We start from the raw sequence: 19,718 nt of genomic DNA, 5'->3' as shown, positions 1-19,718 counted from the left end.
TATGGGCTGCAACGGGTTCGCGCTGGCGCAGCCCTAGCGTCCGACGATCAGGGTAGCCGTGCAAGGGACGTGTCCCAGACAGAGAGAAAGTCCCTCTTCTTCAAAACATCCAGAAACGTCAGCAAAGCTGGCGTCAGCTTTATCGGGAGGAAGGTGCCGCGCTTCTCCGCGATCATTCGCTCGATTTCCTTATGGGCTGGGGCGCTGGGCCGGATCGGAATGAGCGGCGTCTGCTCCGCGATGGCGCTTTGCCCCGTTTCGGAGAGAAGATAGGTGACAAAGCTTGCTGCAAGCTCCGGCTGCCTCGATGCGGCCGGAACAAATGCCGTGCGTGTCATCACGAGATTGTAGTCCTCGAAGAAATGCAGACCGAGCTGCGGCATGTCCGCGATGAGGCTGCTGGCATAGGACCCGATCGTATTCACCGCAAACGCCAACTCGCCTCTCGCCACCGCGTCCACCATTCGCGACGTGCAGCAATAGATGCGCAGACCGGCGCGCCCGAGAACCTCGATCAATCGTTGCGCCTGTGGCCCTTGCAGGCTGTCTTGTGAGGCATAGAGATATCCCACGCCCGACGCTCGCAGATCGTAGCTGCCGATCCGCCCTCTCAGACGGCTTTCATTGGCGCGCACGAACGTTGCGAGATCGCGATGGTTTGCGGGGAGCTCGCTCGCCGAAATCGCCCGCCTGTCATAGACCACGGCGGCCGGCTCGAAGGTGAAGCCAAAGAGTTCCGAGCGCCATGTGCCCCATTCCGGCGGCATGGCGTCTGCCGGGAGGAAAACCCGTTGCGCGAGGCCGCGGTTCACAAGATCCACTTGCAGGTCCATCGCCGAGGATATCACGACATCCGGCATCTCTTCGGGCGTGCTGTCGAGTATTCTCTCGTAGAGGTCGATGGTTTGAAATTCGACATACTCGACCGTGGCGCCGGGGGTGGTGGCAATGAAAGCGTCGATCAGAGGCTGCATGGCCGGGGTGTCGGTGGCGCTGTAGATGCGCAGGGTCTGCGCCTGGGCCTCTGGCCCGGTGAAACCCAGCCCAAGGATCAGCAGGAGGGCCACCGCGAGGCGCCTGAAAATCAGCGTGACGTTCAACCCGCCAAGCGACGACCGCCCGAGGCGCAGCTCCGCGTCGTGGCCCTCGGCGACCGCTTTGACGATGGACAGGCCGAGACCCGACCCTCTGGTCTTGGTCGACAGGGATGTGAAACGCTCGGTGGCCTGCGCCAAGTCCTCGTCGGCAATACCCGGTCCGGCGTCATCGACACTCAGGCGCACCTGTTCGTCGGCCTCGTCCAGCGTGATCGTCACGGTGTTGTCCGTAGGGCCATGTCGCACGGCGTTCTCGATCAGATTGCGCAGCGCCTCGCGGATCGACAAGGCATCGCCGTGGATCACGTCCCGTCCCGGCGCGATGCCTTCGTCCTCGAAGGACAGGGCGATCTTGCGCATCCGGCTGTCCTTGAGACTTTCGGCGAGGGTGTCCCGGACCAGCGCCCGCAGCGCCACCGGGTGCATACTGGCCTGGTCCGATCGGTGGATCACCATCGCATTTGCCAAGAGCTGGTTGGTCAGCCGCACCGTGCGCGCGGCCTGTCTGTCAGCCCTGTCGACCCGGGCGCGCATCGCGTCGAAATCCTCGGCATCGACCGCCAGCGCCAGGTGTCCTTGCAGCGCGGAAAGCGAGGTGCGGGTCTGATGGGCAACGTCGGCGATAAAGGTCTCGGTGAGGGAGCGGCTCTGATCGAGCCGGGTGATGAAACCGTTGATCGCGTCGAAAAGCCCGCGAATTTCGCGCGGCGGTGCGCCTTCGACCGGTGAGAGATCATTCGGGGCGCGCAGCCTCAGGTCGCCCGCGATCTGCCGCAGGGGGGACAGTGACGTGCGGATTGCGACCCAAACGAAGCCGAGCCCGATCAGAGACAGCGCCCCCAGCCCGATCAGGCCGCTGAGAAAGAAGGACCATTGTTGCGAGGCGCGCTCCTCGACCGTCTGTCCAACCTTCACCGCCACCCATTCCGCCCCCGTCGGGGCATTCAGACGTCTGCCCTGCATGACGAAGCGAAACGCGGCGCCTTGGTAATCGGAATCGTAGAACACAGGCTCGGCGGACAATTCGTCATTCGTCGGAAAGGGGAGGTCTTCGTTGCCGGTGATGTCCGCCTTTCCGGGGACGAACACCCGGTACTGAACGCGGTCGACAGGGTTCAATGAAAGGATTTCCAATGCCGAATAGGGCATGTCCACCGTCGGTCCGTCTGGTCCGATCGAGACCCGTTCCAGGATCGACAGCGCTGCGCCCGCGAGCAGGAGGTCGTGCGTCCGGTTCGCCGCCGAGCGGGCATAGGTCCAGAGCAGGATCGAGATCAGGATGAGCAGGATCGCGAACCCCGCAGCCATGCTGAACAGCAGTCGTCGTTGCAGCGAATGGCCGGGCCGTTCAGTCATCGTCCGAGACATAGGCCATATAGCCCAGACCCCGCGCGGTCTTGATCACCAGATGGGTGCCCTCCAGCTTTTTCCGCAGCCGCGTCACGAGCTGCTCGACGGCGTTCATGCTCGGCGTTTCTTCGAAGGTATAGAGGCGGTCGGCCACTTCTTCCTTGGTCAGCATACGGCCAAGGTTGTCGATCATGATCTCCAGCAACTGCACTTCCCGCGCGCGCAGTTGCGCGTCCTGACCGTTGATCTTCGCGAGTTTGGCGGCGCGGTCGAAACTGAAGGCACCGACGGTAAAAAGGTTGCTGGCGCTGCCCGAACGCCGCCGTGCCAGAACGCGGCAGCGGGCGGACAATTCACGGAAATCAACCGGCTTGATCATGTAGTCATCCGCGCCCGCATCGAGGCCGAGCACGCGGTCGTCGATCTGGCTGCGCGCCGTGAGGATGATCACGGGGGTCTGGTCGGACCGCGCCCGAAGCGAGCGCAGCACGTCATAGCCGCTGCGTCCGGGCAGGTTCACGTCCAGCAGAATGATATCGAAATTGATGTGGCGCAGCAGCTCGTTGGCTTCGTTGCCGTCGCTTTCGCGATCAACGGAATGTCCCTCGGCCCGAAGACGATCCACGATCGTCTCGGCCAGTTCGTCATTATCTTCCACCAGAAGAATGCGCATTGCCCACAGATATCAGAGCGGCAATGAGCCGGGAAGATGGAGAAACGGCGCCACACCTCAGGTCAGCGTCCTGTCAGCTTCGCGTCAGGGTTGGATCAGCAAGCCTCTCTATAGATGTCTGACCCCGGGGGGACCCGGAGACATTGTTCAGGGAGGAACACCAATGAAATTCACTCGCTTTGGCGCGGCCATCATCGTGGCCGCCGGTTTTGCGGCATCCGCATCCGCGCAGGTCCAGATCGACAATCCCGAATGCGTGGCCCCGGCAAACCCCGGTGGTGGCTTCGATCTGACTTGCCGTGTGGCGCAGACCGGTCTCGACCCGCATATCGATGCGCCGGTTCAGGTCACCTTCATGCCCGGCGGCATCGGGGCAGTGGCCTACAACCTCTTCAATTCGACCCGCACCGATGACGGCTCCGCCATCGTCGCGTTCTCGACGGGCTCGCTGCTGAACATCGTCACCGGCAAATACGGCGCCTTCACCGAGAAGGACGTCCGCTGGGTCGGCACTGCTGGCGCCGATTTCGGTGCCGTGGTGGTGCGTGCCGACAGCGACTATACCGATCTGTCGCAGCTGATGAGCGACTTTTCCGCCGATCCCGCTTCGGTCGTCGTGGGCGCGGGCGGTTCCGTCGGCTCGCAGGACTGGATGAAGGGCGCGCTCTTGCTGCGCGAAGCCGGAGCAAAGCCGATGGACATGCGCTATGTCGCGTTCGATGGTGGCGGCGATGCGATTGCGGCCCTGCTGGGCGGTTCGATCGAGGTCTACATGGGCGATGTGGGTGAAATGGTGCCGCACATTGAATCCGGCCAGATGCGCATCCTCGCCGTGATGTCGCCCGACCGTCTGGAGGCCCCGTTTGCCGAGATCCCGACCGCGATCGAACAAGGCTTCGACGTGGAATGGACCATCCTGCGCGGCTTCTACATGGGCGGCGAGGTGTCCGACGAAGACTACCAGAAGTGGGTCGATGCCTTCGAGGCCGCCTATGCAACGCCGGAGTTCGCCGCGATCCAGAAAGAGCGTGGCCTGCTGCCGATGAACCTTGCCGGTGAAGCCCTTCAGAGCTCCATCGAAGAGCGGGTCGAGAACCTTCGCACCATCGCCAAAGAGGCCGGGCTGATCAACTGATCGCCACTCCTGCTACGGCCCGCACCTATCATCGGTGCGGGCCGTCTTTCTTCATGCCACGCCCCAGACGTTGAGGAGGCCACAATGGTCGACCGAATTTTTGCCGGGGTCCTGCTGGTCGTAACGCTTGCCTATGCGGTCATCGCGTTCACCGCCATCAGCGCGCCCTTCCAGTATGACCCGCTTGGCCCCGAAAGCTGGCCGCGCATCCTGTCGCTTGTCGCGATTGCCTGCCTGCTGGTGATCCTGTGGAAACCCGACACCGAAGAGATGGGCGTCACCCGTCAGACCTGGTTTCGTCTGGGCGCCACGGTGATCATGCTGGTTGCCTATTCCGAACTCTACGAGCCGCTCGGCTTCATCCTTGCCACGATCCTCTTTGGCACCACGCTCTGCGCGATGCTGGGAGCGGGCATCTGGCGCTCGGCGCTCTTCGGCGTCGCCGCCGGGGTGCTGGGCTATCTGCTCTGCGCCACGCTGCTCGAGCTCAACCTGCCCGACGGTGAGCTCTACGAGGCGATCGTCGACACGTTTCAAGAGGAAAGCTCCTGATGGAAACCGTTCTTACCGGCCTTGCCACGGGCTTTGGCGTGGCGCTCGACCCGTTCAACCTCTTTCTCGTTCTTGCGGGCTGTTTCGCCGGCACCCTGATTGGCGCCCTTCCGGGGCTTGGTCCGATCAACGGCGTGGCCATCCTGCTGCCCATCGCCTACGGGCTGGGGTTCGGTCCTGAATCGGCGCTGATCCTGCTGGCCGGCATCTACTATGGCGCGGAGTACGGCGGGCGGATCTCCTCGATCCTGCTCAATGTTCCGGGCGATGCGGGCGCGGTGATGACCACGCTTGACGGCAATCCAATGGCCCGTGCCGGGCTGGCTGGGCGTGCTCTCGCGCTGTCTGCCATCGCCTCGTTCATCGGCGGCACCTTCGCGGTGATCCTGATGTCGCTGTTCGCGCCGACCCTGGCGTCCTTCGCGGTAACATTCTCGCCCGCCGACTATGTGGCACTGATGGTCTTTGCCTTCGCCTCGCTGGCCTCTCTGGTCGGCAAAAGCACGGTCAAGACGCTGCTCGGGGCCACCATTGGCCTGATGCTGGCGACCATCGGGATCGATGCCAATACCGGCGTGCCGCGCTATACGTTCGGACTGCCGGACATTCTGGCGGGGATCGACTTCCTGATCGTGGTGGTGGGGCTGTTCGGCATGGCCGAGTTGCTGACACTCGTCGAGCATCAGGTTTCGGGCAAGCTCAAGGCCCTTCCGGTGGACAAGAGCTTCGTGCGCATGGCCGATCTGGCGAAATGCAAGTGGACCATCGTGCGGGCCTCGGTCATCGGCTTCTTCATCGGCATCCTGCCCGGCACCGGCGCCTCCGTGGCCTCTGCCGTCGCCTATGGCACCGAGAAGAGGATTTCGGACACCGACAAGACCTTCGGCACCGGCGATGTGCGCGGGCTGGCAGCGCCCGAAGCCGCCAACAACGCGGCCGCCGGCGGTGCGATGGTGCCGATGCTGACCCTCGGCATTCCGGGGTCCGGCACCACGGCCATCCTGCTTGGCGCGCTGTTGATGTTCAACATTCAACCCGGTCCGATGATGTTCGTGCAGCGTCCCGAGGTCGCATGGGGTCTGATCGCCTCGATGTATATCGGCAACGTGGCACTGCTGGTCATCAACCTGCCGCTCGTGGGGCTGTTTGCGCGGATGTTGACGATCCCGCAGCATTACCTGACACCGCTGATCGCCATCCTCGCCTTCATCGGCATCTACACCATCGTGGGCAACCCCTTTGACCTGCTTCTGATCACCGGCCTTGGCGTGTTCGGCTGGTTCCTGCGAAAGCTCGACTTCTCGCTGGCGCCGGTCATCCTTGGCTTCGTGCTTGGCAGCCTGTTCGAGAACAACCTGCGCCGGGCGCTGTCGATCTCGGGCGGGGACTGGTCGATCCTGGTCGCGGACTACAAGAGCATCGTGCTTTATGTCCTCGCGCTTCTGGTGGTGATTGCCCCGATCTGGCTGTCCCGGCGGGCGCGCAAAATGGAAGGCGATGGCAATTCGAAAGCGATCTGACGACGTGTTGCTCGATCTGAAATCCTACCTGCCGACCATTCTGGCAGGACTTGCGGGGGCGGCCTTGGCCGCCCTCGCGGGCATTCCGGCAGGGGCGTTGATCGGCAGCACCCTTGCCGTCGCCGGTGTCTCTGCCCTTGGCCTCAAGGTCGGCCTGCCGAACGGGCTGCGCGACCTTGCCTTTGCGACGATTGGCGTGTCGCTCGGATCAAGCGTGACCGAAGACGTCTTTGGCCAGATCAGCACATGGGGCATCAGCCTGTCGATCCTCATCCTGTCGCTGGTGGTCACGGTCCTCACCGGACGACTCCTCCTGACCCGGATCTTCGGGCTGGACGCGCAGACGGCAACGCTGGCCAGTTCGCCCGGCACCATGTCAAACGCCGTGGCGATTGCCGCAGAAGGCACCGGGGACGCGACAGCGGTGATGTTTCTCCAGCTGATGCGTCTTCTCGCGCTGGTCATCCTCGTTCCCCCACTGGCCGTGGCGTTTGACACGTCGGAGGTCGCTTCGGCGCTGACCCCGGCCAACATGGACCTTCTGGCGCTCGTCAGCTTGCTGGCCGCCGCTGTGCTGCTGGGACTGATCGGGAGCCGGCTGGGCCTGCCCGCGGCGAGCTTGCTCTCGGGCATGGCTGTCAGCGCCGCCGCCCACGCTGGAGGGCTCGTGCAGGGGGCGACACCGCCATGGGTCATTTTCATCGCCTTTGCCCTCACCGGTGCGGTGCTGGGATCGCGGATGAGCCGCGTGACCCTCGGTCAAATCCGGAGCTACTTTCTTGCTGGCCTGTCCACGGTGGCGACGGCTCTCATTGTTTCGCTCGTCTTCGCCCTGATCGCGGTCGAGCTTACGGCGCTCTCCTTCAGCCAGATCTGGATTGCCTATGCGCCCGGCGGGGTCGAGGCCATGGCCGCGATTGGCCTGTCTCTGGGGTTAGACCCGGCCTACGTGGCCGTGCATCACCTCGTGCGGATTTTTGCCTTGATCCTCATCGTCCCGGTCGCTCTGAAACTGTAGGATCGCAGCGCTCCACGGCGTCGCCGCGGAGCGCGCTCCGACCCGCGCAGATGGCCGTTCCCCTGTCGCGAGCCGCCGCGACCCACCAGAAAGGCGCGCGCGTGCGTCTCCTTGCCCGCGATGCTGCCTCCGGCTCACCCGTCGGAGCCGCCCTTCTCAGAGCGGGTCACTCGGTACCTGACCGCATCTCAATGATTGTGCCGGGGCGGCTTCGTGGCGATGCGGTGGAAGCCCTTGGCCGAGCGCATCACCGCCCCTTCGCTGAGCTGCGTCGTCTCGCGCCGGTAGATCTTCTGCCACGGTGTCTGCTCGCTGGGGATGGCCGGGGGCGTCTCGCGCCGGCGCCGGGCGATCTCGTCCTCGTCGACCATCATGTCGCAGCGCCCGGTGTTGAGGTCGATCCGGATCGTGTCGCCGCTGCGCAGCCACGCGAGGCCGCCGCCCTCGGCGCTTTCCGGCGAGGCGTGCACGATCGAGGGGCTGTCCGCGGTGCCCGACTGACGCCCGTCGCCGATGGTCGGCAGGCTGGTGATGCCCGCCCGGATCAACCGGTCGGGCGGCTGCATGTTCACCACCTCCGCAGAGCCGGGCCAGCCGAGCGGACCGGCGCCGCGGATCACGAGGATCGAGCGTTCGTCGATGTCGAGCGCCGGGTCGTTGATCCGGGCGTGGTAGTCCTCGGACCCATCGAACACCACTGCGCGGCCCTCGAAGCAGTTCTCGTGGCCCGGGTCCGACAGGAACCGCCGCCGGAAGTCTTCCGAAATCACCGAGGTCTTCATGATCGCGAAGTCGAAAAGGTTGCCGGCAAGGACACGGAAGCCCGCACGCTCCATCAACGGCGAACCATAGGGGCGGATGACGTCGCGGTCCTTCGCCTCGCGGCCCGCGAGGTTCTCGCCGATGGTCCCTCCCGTGACGGTCCTGCAGTCGGTCTGAAGTTCGCCGGCCTGCATAAGCTCCCACATGATCGCAGGCACGCCGCCCGCGCGGTGGAAACGCTCCGACAGGAATCGTCCGGCGGGCTGCACGTCGGCGAGCAGGGGGATATCGTAGCCGTAGGTCTGCCAGTCATCCGGGTCAAGCTCCACGCCTGCAGCATCGGCGATGGCGGCGAGGTGGGGCTGCGCGTTGGTCGAGCCCCCGATGGCCGCGTTCACCCGCACCGCGTTCAGCATCGCCTCGCGGGTGAGGATCTGCGAGGGGCGCAGGTCCTCGTCCACCAGTTCGACGGCGCGCTTGCCGGTGCGATAGGCCATCTGGCCGCGCTCGCGGTAGGCGGCCGGGATGGAGGCGCACCCGGTGAGCGACAGGCCCATGGCCTCGGCGAGGGCATTCAACGTCGATGCCGTGCCCATCGTGTTGCAGTGTCCGATGGAGGGCGCGGAGTCGAGCGCGGCCTCCAGAAACTCCGCGCGGTCGATCTCTCCCGCGGCGTAGCGCCGCCGGGATTGCCAGATCACCGTGCCGGAGCCCGCCAGCCGCCCTTCATGCACGGAATCGAGCATCGCCCCGCCAGAGAGGACGATGGCGGGGATATCGACCGTGGCCGCGGCCATGATCGCCGCGGGGGTGGTCTTGTCGCAGCCGGTGGTCAGCACGACGCCGTCGATGGGATAGCCGTGCAGAAGCTCGACCAGCCCGAGATAGGCGAGGTTGCGGTCGAGCGCCGCCGTGGGGCGGCGGCAGTTCTCGAAGATCGGATGGGTGGGAAACTCGATGGGAATGCCGCCGGCATCGCGGATGCCGTCGCGCACCCGCTTGGCCAGTTCGATATGGTGGCGGTTGCACGGCGAGAGATCGCTGCCCGATTGCGCGATGCCGATGATCGGCCGGCCCTCGGAGAGCTCCTCGGGGGTGAGCCCGCTGTTCATGAAGCGCTCGAGATAGAGCGCTGTCATATCGGCGTGGTCGGGATTGTCGAACCAGTCCTGGCTCCGCAGGCGGCGTTTGGTCATTGCAGGATCCCCCGTGCCGCGAGATTGCCCATCAAGGCGCGCGTGCCGAAGGTCCAGGGCGCGACGGCATCGCACGGGCGGACCCGGTTGATCAGGCGGCCGAGCTGGGGCGAGGAGACCGAGACCACGTCGTCCGTCTTGTGCGTGAAGCCCATGCCTGCGTCTCCCCGGTTCTTGGTGGGCGCGAACATCGTGCCGAGGTAGAGCATCGCGCCGTCTGGGTACTGGTGTGTCGCATTCAGCAGCTGCGCCGCGAGATCGGCGGGCTGGCGGGAGATCTGGCTCATGTCGGAGTGGTCCGACAGCGTGAAGCCGTCGTCGCCGGTGATCTCGAGGCCGACCCGCAGGCTGCCCAGATCGTCCAGACCGAACCCACCGTCGAAGAGCCGGATGAAGGGACCGATGGCGGCGGCGGCGTTGTTGTCCTTGGCCTTGCCGAGCAGCAGGGCGGAGCGGCCCTCGAAATCGCGCAGATTCACATCGTTGCCGAGCGTCGCGCCGCGGATCTCGCCGCGCGAGTCGATCGCCAGCACCACCTCGGGCTCGGGGTTGTTCCAGTGCGAGCCGGGATGCACGCCGATCTCGGCGCCGCAGCCCACGGCCGACATCGGCTGCGCCTTGGTGAAGATCTCGGCATCGGGGCCGATGCCAACCTCGAGATATTGCGACCAGAGACCGGCCTTCTTGAGATGCGCCTTCACCTCCGCTGCCTTGTCCGATCCCGGGACCAGCCCGCGCAGGTTGCCGCCGAGAAGGTCGGCCAGCTCGGTGCGGATCGCGTCGGCCTGGGCCGGGTCACCCTTGGCGCGCTCCTCGATCACCCGTTCGATCATCGAGCCTGCAAAGGTCACGCCCGCCGCCTTGACCGCCTGCAGGTCGCAGGGGGCCAGCAGCCGCCCCGCGGTTCCAGTGCCGTCGCCCCGATCGAGGAAGCTGTCGAGCGGGCCGAGAGAGGGGCCGCCCTCCTGAAGAGCCTCGGCAAGATCGTCGATCTCCAGCAGGTCGGCCATGGTCGGGGCGATGTGGCTGAGGTCCAGCACCTCGCCTGCGCGCACCAGCACGGGGCAGGGGCCGCTCGCCGTCTTCGACCAGACCCGACCGACGAGGAGGGCACCGTCGCCCTCGGGCAGGATGTCGTGCGCGCTCAGCGCGAGTGGCGTGTTCTGTGTCATTCCGTGACCTTTCTTCCGCGTCCGTAATTCAGCAACAGTCCGATGAGGGCCGTGCCGTCATGATCCACCACAGCGCCTTGGGCGTCTGCGTGATCGACCGCACGGAATTGCGCAGCACGATCAGCACGGTGCCCGGGACCGTGCCTGAGCGAGTTCCCGGTCGTCCGAGGTGCCGCCAGGGCCGCGCAGCGTGGCGCCGTCGTCGCCCATGGCCCTCAGCCCGGAGAAGATGACCCCGCCCCGTCGCTGGCCCATGTCACGCTGGCCCTCGTCCCACGAAGGAAAGCGCTCGGGCGCGGCGCCGGGGCTCGACACGACCTCTGGGCCGGCGTGTAGCGCGCTGCTGCCCGGGGAGGTCGCTGTCGCGAGCAACGTCTTCAGGGTCATGTTCTCCTCCCAGAAAATCTGGATCTCCGATGTCCGGCCGGCTCTCCTCCGGCGCGCGCCCCGTGGTGGTGGTGCGTCAGGTCTTGCCGTCCGGGGCGGGGGCCTCTTCGGTAAAGGTCGCGAGACCTCTCCGGAGATGCGTCCGCATGAGGTACTGGTAGGCAAGGTGGTCCGCCTCCTCGATCGCGTGCAGGATGCCTTCGTGTTCCCGGTAGGTTTCGCCCTCGATGATGCGGCGCGTCTTGCCGCGCTGCATGATCCGCAGGATCACCGGCTTCATGATGCCGTAAACGTCGAGGATCGACCGGTTGCCGGTCAGCGAGATCAGCTCGATATGGAACTGGTAATCGAACTCCGACGCCTCGACGACGCTGCGGGCCTGCACCATCTGCCGGTTGATCTCCCGCAGCTTTGCAAGGACCTCCGGCGTGACCGCGTCGAAGATCGCCAGCGCCGTGCCGATCTCGATCAGCTCGCGGAAGCCCTGGATGTCGTCGAAGGTCCGGCGCGAGATCTCGGCCACGTTGAACGAGAAAATGTCGAGCGCACGGTTCATCCGTTCGTCGATGATCGTCGCGCCGACCTTGGGGCGCACGTCGACGATGCCGTAGGCCTTCAGCATCCGCATCGCCTCGCGCACCGTGTTGCGGCTGGTGGCGAAGCGGTCGCAGAGCTCGCGCTCGGTCGGGAGCTTGTCGCCGACCGTCAGCCCGTCGGTGTCGATCAGCTCCCGGATCTGGGCCACGACCTGATCTACCGCCGATCCCTGTCCGGGTATGTCGAAAGTGTCGTCCAACTGTTTCGCCTCATGTGGTTCCGCCAATGTCCTCATATCAACCACGTTGCGATGGGCGGAAAGAACAGGATCGTTGCCAGCACCACCAGTTGCAGCGCGATAAAGGGCAGAAGCGCGGTGTAGATGTGCTTGAGCGTGATCTCCTTCGGCGCCACGCTCTTGAGATAGAATGCGGCTGGGCCGAAGGGCGGCGTCAGGTACGAGACCTGCATGTTCACCGCGAAGAGGATGCCGAACCAGATCGGGTCGTAGCCAAGCTGCACCACGATGGGTACGAAGATCGGCAGGGTGAGCAGGGCGATGCCGATCCAGTCGAGGAACATGCCCAGCACCAGCAGGATCAGCATCATCACCATGATGATGACCACCGGCGCGGCGTCGATCCCGAGGATGGCCTGCGCGACGAAGCGGTTGCCGCCCATCAGGTTGTAGACCCCGACCAGCACCGCCGCGGCGATGCCGATCCAGATGATCATGCCGCAGGTCTCGAGCGTGTGCACGAGACTGTCCTGAATAATCTTCGCCGTCAGCTCGCGCCGCATCAGGGCGATGATCATCACCGCCGACACGCCCATCGCCGCGGCCTCGGTGATCGAGGCGATGCCGCCATAGATCGACCCCAACACCACGAAGACGATGAAGAGCGGGGCCGCGAGCGAACGAAGGGCCGAGAAAAGCGACTCCTGCGCCGCGTCTTCGCGCGACATCGGCGGGCCGAGATCGGGGTTCCTCCAGCAGAGGAACAGGACGTAGGCCACGTAGAAGCCCAGAAGCAGCAGGGCCGGGGTGATCGCCGCGACGAACAGGTCGGCGATCGAGGTGTTGGCCACCAGCCCGTAGATGATCAGCACGATCGAGGGCGGCATCATGGTGCCCAGGGACCCGCCGGCGCAGACCACCCCGATGGAGAGGTTGCGGTCATAGCCGAGCCGCAGCATCTGGGGCAGCGCGAGGATGCCGAGCAGGACGATTTCGCCGCCGATCACGCCCGACATCGCGGCCATCAGGATCGCCACGATCAGGGTCTGCACGGCCACGCCGCCGGGCAGCCGTCCGGCGAGGATGCGCATCCCGTTGAACAGCGAGCGGGCGATGCCTGAGCGGTCGAGCAGCGCGGCCATCAGGATGAACATCGGGATCGCGACGAGCGAGTATTCGGTAATGAAGCCGAAGATGCGGGCCGTCACCAGCGGCAAGGCCATCGGGCCGAACCAGCCGAAGGTGAAGACCAGTGCCACGAGCCCCGTGACCCATGCGAGCGGCTGGCCGGTCAGCAGCAGGACGAAGATCGCGATGACGAGGAGATAGGAGCCGGCCTCGATGCCGAGTGCGCTGAGATCCATGCTCATTCCCCTCCGCCCGGTGTCGAGGAGGTGTCGCGGCGGATCGCGCCGATCAGATGGCCCACCGTCTGCACGAACATCGTCACCACGCAGATCAGCACCAGCAGCTTCAGCAGGGCCGGCGTCGGCGGGTTCCACGACGTGCCGGTGCCCTCGAGATGCAGCGCGCCGGCGGGGGTGAACCACGACTTCCCGACCATCACCCAGCTCGCGTAGGCGAGGCCTGCGAAGAACACGAGCGCGATCACGGAGTTGACGATGTCCAGAACCCGCCGCTTGCGGGGGGCGACCGCGTCGTAGATCATCCTCACCCGGATGTGCTTGTCACGTGCGAGGGCGACCGGGCCACCGATCAGGAAGACGGCGGCGATCAGGAAGGTGGTGGTCTCGTGCGCCCAGAAGGTCGGGCTGTCGAAGGCGTAGCGGGCGATCACTTCGATCACGGTGATGAGGAACGCCGCGAAGATGGCCCAGGCGAGCACCTTCGAGGAGGTCGTGATGGCCCGGTCCAGTCCCGTGCGGATTTCGGCGTCGTCCTGCTCGGTCTCGTTTATGATGTCGCGCTCATCGGCCATTTTCGGCTCTCCCGCTGCCTGTCAGTGCTGCGCCCGGCGACGGATCCGCCGGGCGCAGTGGGTTCGGATGTGGGGGCTCAGAGCAGGTTGCGGCCCTGCAGATAGGCGATGACCGCGTCGTAATAGCGCTGGGTCATCTCGGTCTTGGGCGCCCAGTTCTGCCATTCCTGCTGCGCGATGCGACGGAACTTCGCACGCTCGTCTCCGGACCAGTTGATGATCTCGATATCCGGGTTTTCCTTCGCCTCCTTCACCGCGGCGGCATCGAGCTCGCGCACCGAGAAGATGTGGTTGAAGCTGAACTGCTTGACCGAAGCGGTGAGGATCTCCTGCAGGTCCTCGGGCAGCTCGTCCCAGACCGACTTGTTCATCGACACGTCGATCATCGGCAGGGAGTGGAAGCCGGGGTAGAGCGGGTAGTTCGCGATGTCGTTCATCCCGAGCGACTGGTTGGTGGCGAAGACGGTGTTGTCCGCCGCGTCCACCACGCCCTTGTCGAGCGCCGAGAAGATCTCGGAGCCGGGCAGCGACACCGGGGCCGCGCCGGCCTTCGAGAAGATCTCGTAAACCATGCCTTCGGGCGCCCGCAGCTTGACGCCCTTCAAGTCCTCCACCGTGCGGATCGGAACGCGTGAGACGAAGGCCTCGGGCTCTGTTGCCGCGGCGCCGATGAACTTGACGCCATAGGGTTCGACCAGCTCGGCATAGAGCTCGTTGCCGCCGCCGCTTTCCATGAAGCCGAGGAACTCGAACGGATCGCTCCACGCACCGACGAGGTTGCCCATCATCGCAAAGGCCGGATCCTTGCCCGAGAAGTAGCTGGGGTCGGTCAGGTGCCCCTGCAGGATGCCCGCGCCGACGGCGTCTAGCGTATCGGTGTGCGGGACGACCGAGCCGATCGGCAGGATCTCGATCTCGATCCGACCGCCGGACAGCTTGCCGACCTCGTCCGCCCATTTCTGCTTGTTCACGTAGCCCGGTTCGCCTGCCGTTTCAGAGGTCTGGAACGTCCAGTTGTAATCGGCCGCCATGGCCGCTCCGGCGAGGCTGATGGCCGAAACGGTCAGCGCCGCCAGCGCGGAAAGCCGCTTTGCAAAAGTCATGTTGTCCTCCCTAGGAACGATGCCCGGTCCATCTCCTCCAGAGAACCGGGAGAGGCGCTTCGGCCTCTTTGGTTGGACAAATAGCGCATAGGATGCGTTAAAGATCAACATTCACTTTTCGGGGGCGTTGCGGAATCTGTGCTTCTTATTGGACTAATTGGAGGAATTCTGCAGGTGGAGCGTGAATAGGTGCGATTTTACGGACGAAACTCCGTGTCGCTGTCCTTCTTGGTATGACAAATTGCCTCCGTTGTCGTTGCGGGTACTCAGCCGCCTCCGCCTCATTTGTCGCCCGAGCCGTCTGGGCTTTGACGAGGGCGTTGAGCGCGCCTGACAGAAGGGTCCCGCTCGTGATGACACTCGCCGCAAGTGGGAGGCGGGCCATCTGCGACCGCGCGTCTCCGCTCTCCTGACGCGCCCGGTATTGAGCGGGCCTCGCGCCGGCGCGCCGTCCGTCTTTATGCGTTTCTAATGCCAAGACGCCGAGTTCCGCATGGCGCCATTACGGGCTCCGGATCCAGATACAGCGGGACAATTCTGTCTCTGGAGGGTCCAAGACATGGGCTTCGAACTCGTCCTCGGCGGCCTCGTCGCCATGGCGCTTCTCGTCTATCTGCTGGCCGTGCTGATGCGGCCCGAGCGGTTCTGAGGGCGCATCATGGCAAGGCAACCGACACAATCCATCTTCGCCGCCGAACTCGTCGGCCCGGCATTGCGGCAGAGCGTCGCGAAGCTGCATCCCCGCGTACTCGTCCGCAACCCGGTGATGTTCACGACGGCGGCGGTCGCGCTCCTCGCGACGGTGCTGCTCCTGCGCACGGTGCTCACCCGTGGCGACGTCCTCTTCGAGGTGCAGATCGCCTTCTGGCTCTGGCTCACGGTGCTCTTCGGCAACTTCGCCGAGGCGCTGGCCGAGGGGCGCGGCAAGGCGCAGGCGGCGGCGCTTCGGTCGACGAAGGCCGAACTGCGCGGCAAGCGCGTCCGGGGCGATAGCACGAAGGAGGTGGCGGCCAGCGAGCTGCGCAAGGACGACATCGTGCTCGTCGAAACGGGCGACCTGATCCCCGCCGACGGGGAGGTGATCGAGGGCGTGGCGTCGGTGAACGAGGCGGCGATCACCGGCGAGAGCGCCCCGGTGATCCGTGAGGCGGGCGGCGACCGCTCAGCCGTGACCGCCGGCACGCGCGTCATCTCCGACTGGATCAAGGTCAGGGTCACGGCCGAGCCGGGGACGGGCTTTCTCGACCGGATGATCGCGCTCGTGGAGGGGGCGAGCCGGTCGAAGACACCGAACGAGATCGCGCTCACGGTTCTGCTCACCGGCCTCACGCTGATCTTCCTGGTTGCCGTCGGGACGCTGCCCGCCTTCGCCGCCTATGCTGGAGGCGCGATTGCCGTCCCTGTTCTGATCGCGCTTTTCGTGGCGCTGATCCCCACGACGATCTCGGCGCTGCTCTCGGCCATCGGCATCGCGGGCATGGACCGGCTGATCCGCTTCAACGTCCTCGCGAAGTCGGGCCGCGCGGTGGAGGCCGCGGGCGATATCGACACGCTGCTTCTGGACAAGACCGGGACGATCACGCTCGGCGACCGGCAGGCCACCGAGTTCCTGCCGCTCTCGGGCATCCGCGAGGCCGAGCTCGTCGAGGCGGCGCGGCTGTCGTCGCTTGGCGACGAGACGCCGGAAGGCCGCTCGATCCTCGCGCTTGCCGGACGTGGCGACGCGGCCCCCAGCGGCGCGGAGGTGGTCGGCTTCACGGCCCAGACCCGCGTGAGCGGTCTGGATATCGGGGCGCGCAAGGTCCGCAAGGGCGCGGTCGATGCCGTGCTGAAGCTGCACGCCTTCGAGCCTGCGGCGGTGCGCGAGATAAGGTCGCTGACTGACAGGATCGCGCGGGCGGGCGGCACGCCCCTCGCGGTGGCCGACGGCACGCGCCTTCTGGGCGCAATCCACCTCAAGGACATCGTGAAGTCCGGGATCAAGGAGCGCTTCGCCGAACTGCGGCGCATGGGCATCCGCACGGTGATGATCACGGGTGACAACCCGCTGACCGCGGCGGCGATCGCGGCGGAGGCCGGTGTGGACGATTTCCTCGCCGAGGCGACGCCGGAGGACAAGCTCGCGCTGATCCGCAAGGAGCAGGGCGGCGGCAAGCTGGTGGCGATGTGCGGCGACGGCACCAATGACGCGCCGGCGCTGGCGCAGTCCGACGTCGGCGTCGCGATGAACACCGGCACGCAGGCGGCGCGCGAGGCCGGCAACATGGTCGACCTCGACAACAACCCCACCAAGCTCATCGAGATCGTCGGCATCGGCAAGCAGCTCCTGATGACCCGGGGTGCGCTCACCACGTTCTCGATCTCCAACGACGTGGCGAAGTACTTCGCGATCCTTCCGGCGATCTTCGTGGCCCTCTACCCGGGCCTCGGGGCGCTCAACGTCATGGGGCTTGCCAGCCCCGAAAGCGCGATCCTGTCGGCGTTGATCTTCAACGCCCTGATCATCCCGCTGCTGGTGCCGCTGGCGCTGCGAGGCGTTGCCTACCGCCCGCAGAGCGCTGCCCGCCAACTCACCCGCAACCTCGGCATTTACGGCCTTGGCGGCCTGATCGCGCCCTTCGCGGGCATCAAGGTGATCGACCTGGCCGTGTCTGGCCTCGGCCTCGCCTGACAGGAGACCTCGGATGATCTTTCTCACCTACGCACTCGGGATCCTCGTGTTCGCCGCCCTGATCGGCGCAGTGACACGGGCTTTCAAGGACTGACGCCATGGACCACGTCTCTGTCATTCTCCTCATCGTCGGCGGCACGGCCCTGCTGTCCCTGCCGCTCGGCGCCTACATGAAATGGGCGATGGACCCCGCGCCGGGACAGGCCATGCGCTGGACCGGGCTGTTCCGGACGCTCGGCGGGAGTTCCGCCGAGCAGGACTGGAAGCGCTATCTGGTCACGCTGCTCGTGTTCAACGTGATCATGTTCACCGGGACCTTCGCGATCCTTGCAATGCAGCAGTGGCTGCCGCTCAATCCCGACGGGCAGGGCGCGCTCGACCCGACGCTGGTGTTCAACACGGCCGCGTCCTTCACCACGAACACCAACCTGCAGCACTACTCCGGCGAGGCCTCGATGAGCTACCTCAGCCAGCTCGCGGGGCTGATGTGGCTGCAGTTCGTCTCCGCCGCGACCGGCATCGCCGCGCTGGCGGCTCTGGCGCGCGGGATCGCGGGGCGGCCGGCCTTCGGCAACTTCCTCGTCGACGTCCAGCGGGCGAGCGTCCTCGTCCTGCTGCCGCTGGCAGTGGTAGGGGCGCTCCTGCTGGTGCTCGGCGGCGTGCCGATGACGTTGCAGGGGGCCGCCGAGGCGACGACGCTCGATGGAGCGATGCAGACCATCGCGCGGGGGCCGGTCGCAGCCTTCGTGACCATCAAGCAGCTCGGGACCAACGGCGGCGGTTTCTTCGGACCCAATTCGACCCACCCGCTCGAGAACCCCAGTTTCTGGACCAACATCGTTGAAATGAGTGCGGTGATCCTGATCCCGATGGCCTGCGTGTGGATGTTCGGCCGGATCGTCGGGCGGACGAAGCACGCCGCGGTGATCTTTGCGGTGATGGCGGCTTTTCTCATTGTGAAGCTGGCAGGGGCCATCGCCTTCGAGAGCGCCCCCACCGCCGCCTTCGCCGAGCTGCCGGTGTCGGACGCGACCGGCAACCTCGAGGGCAAGGAGCTGCGCCTCGGCGCCACGACAGGCCCGCTCTGGGCGGTGCTGACCACGTCGACCTCGAACGGCTCGGTCGGTGCGATGCACGACAGCTTCAACCCGCTCACCGGCCTGATGCCGATGGCAGGCATGTGGCTCAACGCCACCTTCGGCGGTGCCGGCGTCGGCATGATCAACATGTTCCTCTACATCGTCGTGGCGGTGTTCGTGGCGGGCATGATGGTCGGGCGCACGCCCGAGTATCTCGGCCACAGGATCGAGGCCAAGGAGGTGCGCTTCGCCGTGCTTGCGCTCTTTGCCCACGCCGTGCTGATCCTCGGCGGCACCGCGCTCTTCGCTGCGACGCCGCTCGGACAGACGACGGTGCAGGACCCCGGCGCGCATGGTTTTTCCGAGATCCTCTACGAGTTCTCCTCGGCGGCGGCCAACAACGGCTCGGGGTTCGAGGGGCTTGGCGACGGGTCGGGGCCCTGGAACATCGCCACCGGCCTCGTGATGCTGCTCGGGCGCTACCTGCCGATCATCCTACCCTTCGCCATCGTCGGCAGCCTCATGGCCAAGACGCGCGCGACCGAGAGCGCCGGCACGCTCGGGGTGGAGGACGCCACCTTCGGCACCATGCTGGGGCTGACCGTCGTGATCTTCGGCGCGCTCACCTTCCTCCCGGCGGCGGCGCTCGGGCCGCTTGCCGAACATTTCTCGCTGCCTTGAGCGGATGACACAGGAGACATGCACATGTCAGACGTGATTTCCGGCCTGCGCGTCGCTGCCGCGACCATGGCCCTCTGCGTGGCGGGCTACACCGCCCTCGTCCTCGGGGTCGCGCAGGCCGTGACCCCGGCCACCGCCAACGGCTCCCTCGTGACTAACGCGGCAGGCGAGATCGTCGGCAGCCGTCTGATCGCCCAGGCGTTCACGGCGCCCGAGGATTTCTGGCCGCGGCCCTCGGCGGTGGCCTACGACGCCGCGGGCGCCGGCGGCTCGAACCTCTCGCCGGCGAACCCGGAGCTGACCGAACGCGCCACGGCCCTGATCGCCGCCCATGGCGGCGCCACCCCGGAGAGACCGATCCCGGCGGACCTCGTCACCGCCTCCGGCGCTGGGCTCGACCCGCACATCTCGCTCGAAGGCGCGCTTTTCCAGGCGGAGCGGGTGGCCGAAGCCCGCGGGGTCGAGATTTCGGCGGTCACCTCCCTCGTCCGGGCCATGGCTTATGCGCCCGGAGGCGTCTTCACCAAAGGCCGCATCGTCAACGTGCTCGAGCTCAATCTCGCGCTCGACACGGAACTGGCGGCGCCGCCGGTCTCGGAATAAGCTGT

Annotated in this window: 17 protein-coding genes; 8 read left to right on the top strand and 9 right to left on the bottom strand. The window is 65.9% G+C overall.

What is annotated here, in order from left to right:
* Window positions 1-47: 47 nt before the first annotated feature.
* Both LCM15_RS20815 and LCM15_RS20810 read right to left on the bottom strand, forming a co-directional pair.
* Window positions 48-2,453, bottom strand: a complete 2,406-nt coding sequence (locus tag LCM15_RS20815; protein ID WP_224859753.1) for an extracellular solute-binding protein — start codon at window positions 2,451-2,453, stop codon at window positions 48-50.
* The gene (locus LCM15_RS20810; RefSeq protein ID WP_224859752.1) at window positions 2,446-3,120 is read right to left on the bottom strand and encodes a response regulator transcription factor; all 675 of its coding nucleotides are present in this window, start codon (window positions 3,118-3,120) and stop codon (window positions 2,446-2,448) included. The genes LCM15_RS20815 and LCM15_RS20810 overlap by 8 nt, the downstream gene beginning before the upstream one ends.
* Before the next feature lie 163 nt (window positions 3,121-3,283).
* Between LCM15_RS20810 and LCM15_RS20805 the strand changes: the two genes are divergently transcribed.
* The 4 genes from LCM15_RS20805 (at window position 3,284) to LCM15_RS20790 (ending at window position 7,345) form a co-directional block, all read left to right on the top strand.
* Window positions 3,284-4,255, top strand: coding sequence for a Bug family tripartite tricarboxylate transporter substrate binding protein (locus LCM15_RS20805; RefSeq protein WP_224859751.1), 972 nt, complete (start codon window positions 3,284-3,286; stop codon window positions 4,253-4,255).
* Between the two features lie 84 nt (window positions 4,256-4,339).
* Window positions 4,340-4,807, top strand: coding sequence for a tripartite tricarboxylate transporter TctB family protein (locus LCM15_RS20800; protein WP_224859750.1), 468 nt, complete (start codon window positions 4,340-4,342; stop codon window positions 4,805-4,807).
* A complete protein-coding gene (locus LCM15_RS20795; protein WP_224859749.1) occupies window positions 4,807-6,327 on the top strand; it encodes a tripartite tricarboxylate transporter permease in 1,521 nt (506 codons plus the stop codon). The genes LCM15_RS20800 and LCM15_RS20795 overlap by 1 nt, the downstream gene beginning before the upstream one ends.
* 4 nt (window positions 6,328-6,331) lie before the next feature.
* Window positions 6,332-7,345 (top strand): AbrB family transcriptional regulator, encoded by a 1,014-nt coding sequence (locus LCM15_RS20790; protein WP_224859748.1) that lies wholly within the window; start codon window positions 6,332-6,334, stop codon window positions 7,343-7,345.
* Between the two features lie 188 nt (window positions 7,346-7,533).
* Here the strand turns inward: LCM15_RS20790 and LCM15_RS20785 are convergent, their stop codons facing one another.
* The 7 genes from LCM15_RS20785 to LCM15_RS20755 all read right to left on the bottom strand — a co-directional run bounded on the left by LCM15_RS20785 (window position 7,534) and on the right by LCM15_RS20755 (window position 14,679).
* Window positions 7,534-9,303: an IlvD/Edd family dehydratase gene (locus tag LCM15_RS20785; protein ID WP_224859747.1), complete on the bottom strand. Its 1,770-nt coding sequence runs from the start codon at window positions 9,301-9,303 to the stop codon at window positions 7,534-7,536.
* A complete protein-coding gene (locus LCM15_RS20780) occupies window positions 9,300-10,475 on the bottom strand; it encodes a fumarylacetoacetate hydrolase family protein (RefSeq protein WP_224859746.1) in 1,176 nt (391 codons plus the stop codon). The genes LCM15_RS20785 and LCM15_RS20780 overlap by 4 nt, the downstream gene beginning before the upstream one ends.
* Before the next feature lie 120 nt (window positions 10,476-10,595).
* Complete coding sequence (locus LCM15_RS20775) at window positions 10,596-10,862, bottom strand: hypothetical protein (RefSeq protein ID WP_224859745.1); 267 nt, start codon at window positions 10,860-10,862, stop codon at window positions 10,596-10,598.
* A gap of 76 nt (window positions 10,863-10,938) precedes the next feature.
* Window positions 10,939-11,658: a FadR/GntR family transcriptional regulator gene (locus LCM15_RS20770; protein ID WP_224859744.1), complete on the bottom strand. Its 720-nt coding sequence runs from the start codon at window positions 11,656-11,658 to the stop codon at window positions 10,939-10,941.
* 32 nt (window positions 11,659-11,690) lie between these two features.
* A complete protein-coding gene (locus LCM15_RS20765) occupies window positions 11,691-13,001 on the bottom strand; it encodes a TRAP transporter large permease (RefSeq protein ID WP_224859743.1) in 1,311 nt (436 codons plus the stop codon).
* A gap of 2 nt (window positions 13,002-13,003) precedes the next feature.
* Window positions 13,004-13,576, bottom strand: a complete 573-nt coding sequence (locus tag LCM15_RS20760; RefSeq protein ID WP_224859742.1) for a TRAP transporter small permease subunit — start codon at window positions 13,574-13,576, stop codon at window positions 13,004-13,006.
* Window positions 13,577-13,653: 77 nt separating this feature from the next.
* Window positions 13,654-14,679 carry a TRAP transporter substrate-binding protein gene (locus LCM15_RS20755; RefSeq protein ID WP_224859741.1) on the bottom strand — a complete coding sequence of 342 codons (1,026 nt, stop codon included), beginning with the start codon at window positions 14,677-14,679 and terminating at the stop codon, window positions 13,654-13,656.
* Between the two features lie 559 nt (window positions 14,680-15,238).
* On the opposite strand from LCM15_RS20755, the gene kdpF reads away from it, so the two are divergent.
* From kdpF to LCM15_RS20735, 4 genes are all read left to right on the top strand, one after another.
* Window positions 15,239-15,328, top strand: coding sequence for a K(+)-transporting ATPase subunit F (kdpF, locus tag LCM15_RS20750; RefSeq protein WP_224859740.1), 90 nt, complete (start codon window positions 15,239-15,241; stop codon window positions 15,326-15,328).
* 9 nt (window positions 15,329-15,337) lie between these two features.
* Complete coding sequence (kdpB, locus tag LCM15_RS20745; RefSeq protein WP_224859739.1) at window positions 15,338-17,350, top strand: potassium-transporting ATPase subunit KdpB; 2,013 nt, start codon at window positions 15,338-15,340, stop codon at window positions 17,348-17,350.
* A 98-nt stretch (window positions 17,351-17,448) separates the two neighbouring features.
* A complete protein-coding gene (gene kdpA, locus LCM15_RS20740) occupies window positions 17,449-19,110 on the top strand; it encodes a potassium-transporting ATPase subunit KdpA (protein ID WP_224859738.1) in 1,662 nt (553 codons plus the stop codon).
* 24 nt (window positions 19,111-19,134) lie between these two features.
* A complete protein-coding gene (locus tag LCM15_RS20735; protein WP_224859737.1) occupies window positions 19,135-19,713 on the top strand; it encodes a potassium-transporting ATPase subunit C in 579 nt (192 codons plus the stop codon).
* Window positions 19,714-19,718: the final 5 nt, after the last annotated feature.

The sequence above is a fragment of the Salipiger bermudensis genome (assembly GCF_020171625.1).
Classification (GTDB): domain Bacteria; phylum Pseudomonadota; class Alphaproteobacteria; order Rhodobacterales; family Rhodobacteraceae; genus Salipiger; species Salipiger bermudensis_B.
This window is presented reverse-complemented; position numbering and strand designations above follow the sequence as displayed.

Coding starts and splice junctions, on each gene's coding strand:
- LCM15_RS20815 (WP_224859753.1), bottom strand. CDS start 2,453: ATGACTGAACGGCCCGGCCATTCGCTGCAACGACGACTGCTGTTCAGC.
- LCM15_RS20785 (WP_224859747.1), bottom strand. CDS start 9,303: ATGACCAAACGCCGCCTGCGGAGCCAGGACTGGTTCGACAATCCCGAC.
- LCM15_RS20800 (WP_224859750.1), top strand. CDS start 4,340: ATGGTCGACCGAATTTTTGCCGGGGTCCTGCTGGTCGTAACGCTTGCC.
- LCM15_RS20765 (WP_224859743.1), bottom strand. CDS start 13,001: ATGGATCTCAGCGCACTCGGCATCGAGGCCGGCTCCTATCTCCTCGTC.
- kdpB (WP_224859739.1), top strand. CDS start 15,338: ATGGCAAGGCAACCGACACAATCCATCTTCGCCGCCGAACTCGTCGGC.
- kdpA (WP_224859738.1), top strand. CDS start 17,449: ATGGACCACGTCTCTGTCATTCTCCTCATCGTCGGCGGCACGGCCCTG.
- LCM15_RS20795 (WP_224859749.1), top strand. CDS start 4,807: ATGGAAACCGTTCTTACCGGCCTTGCCACGGGCTTTGGCGTGGCGCTC.
- LCM15_RS20775 (WP_224859745.1), bottom strand. CDS start 10,862: ATGACCCTGAAGACGTTGCTCGCGACAGCGACCTCCCCGGGCAGCAGC.
- LCM15_RS20780 (WP_224859746.1), bottom strand. CDS start 10,475: ATGACACAGAACACGCCACTCGCGCTGAGCGCGCACGACATCCTGCCC.
- LCM15_RS20810 (WP_224859752.1), bottom strand. CDS start 3,120: ATGCGCATTCTTCTGGTGGAAGATAATGACGAACTGGCCGAGACGATC.
- kdpF (WP_224859740.1), top strand. CDS start 15,239: ATGGGCTTCGAACTCGTCCTCGGCGGCCTCGTCGCCATGGCGCTTCTC.
- LCM15_RS20760 (WP_224859742.1), bottom strand. CDS start 13,576: ATGGCCGATGAGCGCGACATCATAAACGAGACCGAGCAGGACGACGCC.
- LCM15_RS20735 (WP_224859737.1), top strand. CDS start 19,135: ATGTCAGACGTGATTTCCGGCCTGCGCGTCGCTGCCGCGACCATGGCC.
- LCM15_RS20805 (WP_224859751.1), top strand. CDS start 3,284: ATGAAATTCACTCGCTTTGGCGCGGCCATCATCGTGGCCGCCGGTTTT.
- LCM15_RS20755 (WP_224859741.1), bottom strand. CDS start 14,679: ATGACTTTTGCAAAGCGGCTTTCCGCGCTGGCGGCGCTGACCGTTTCG.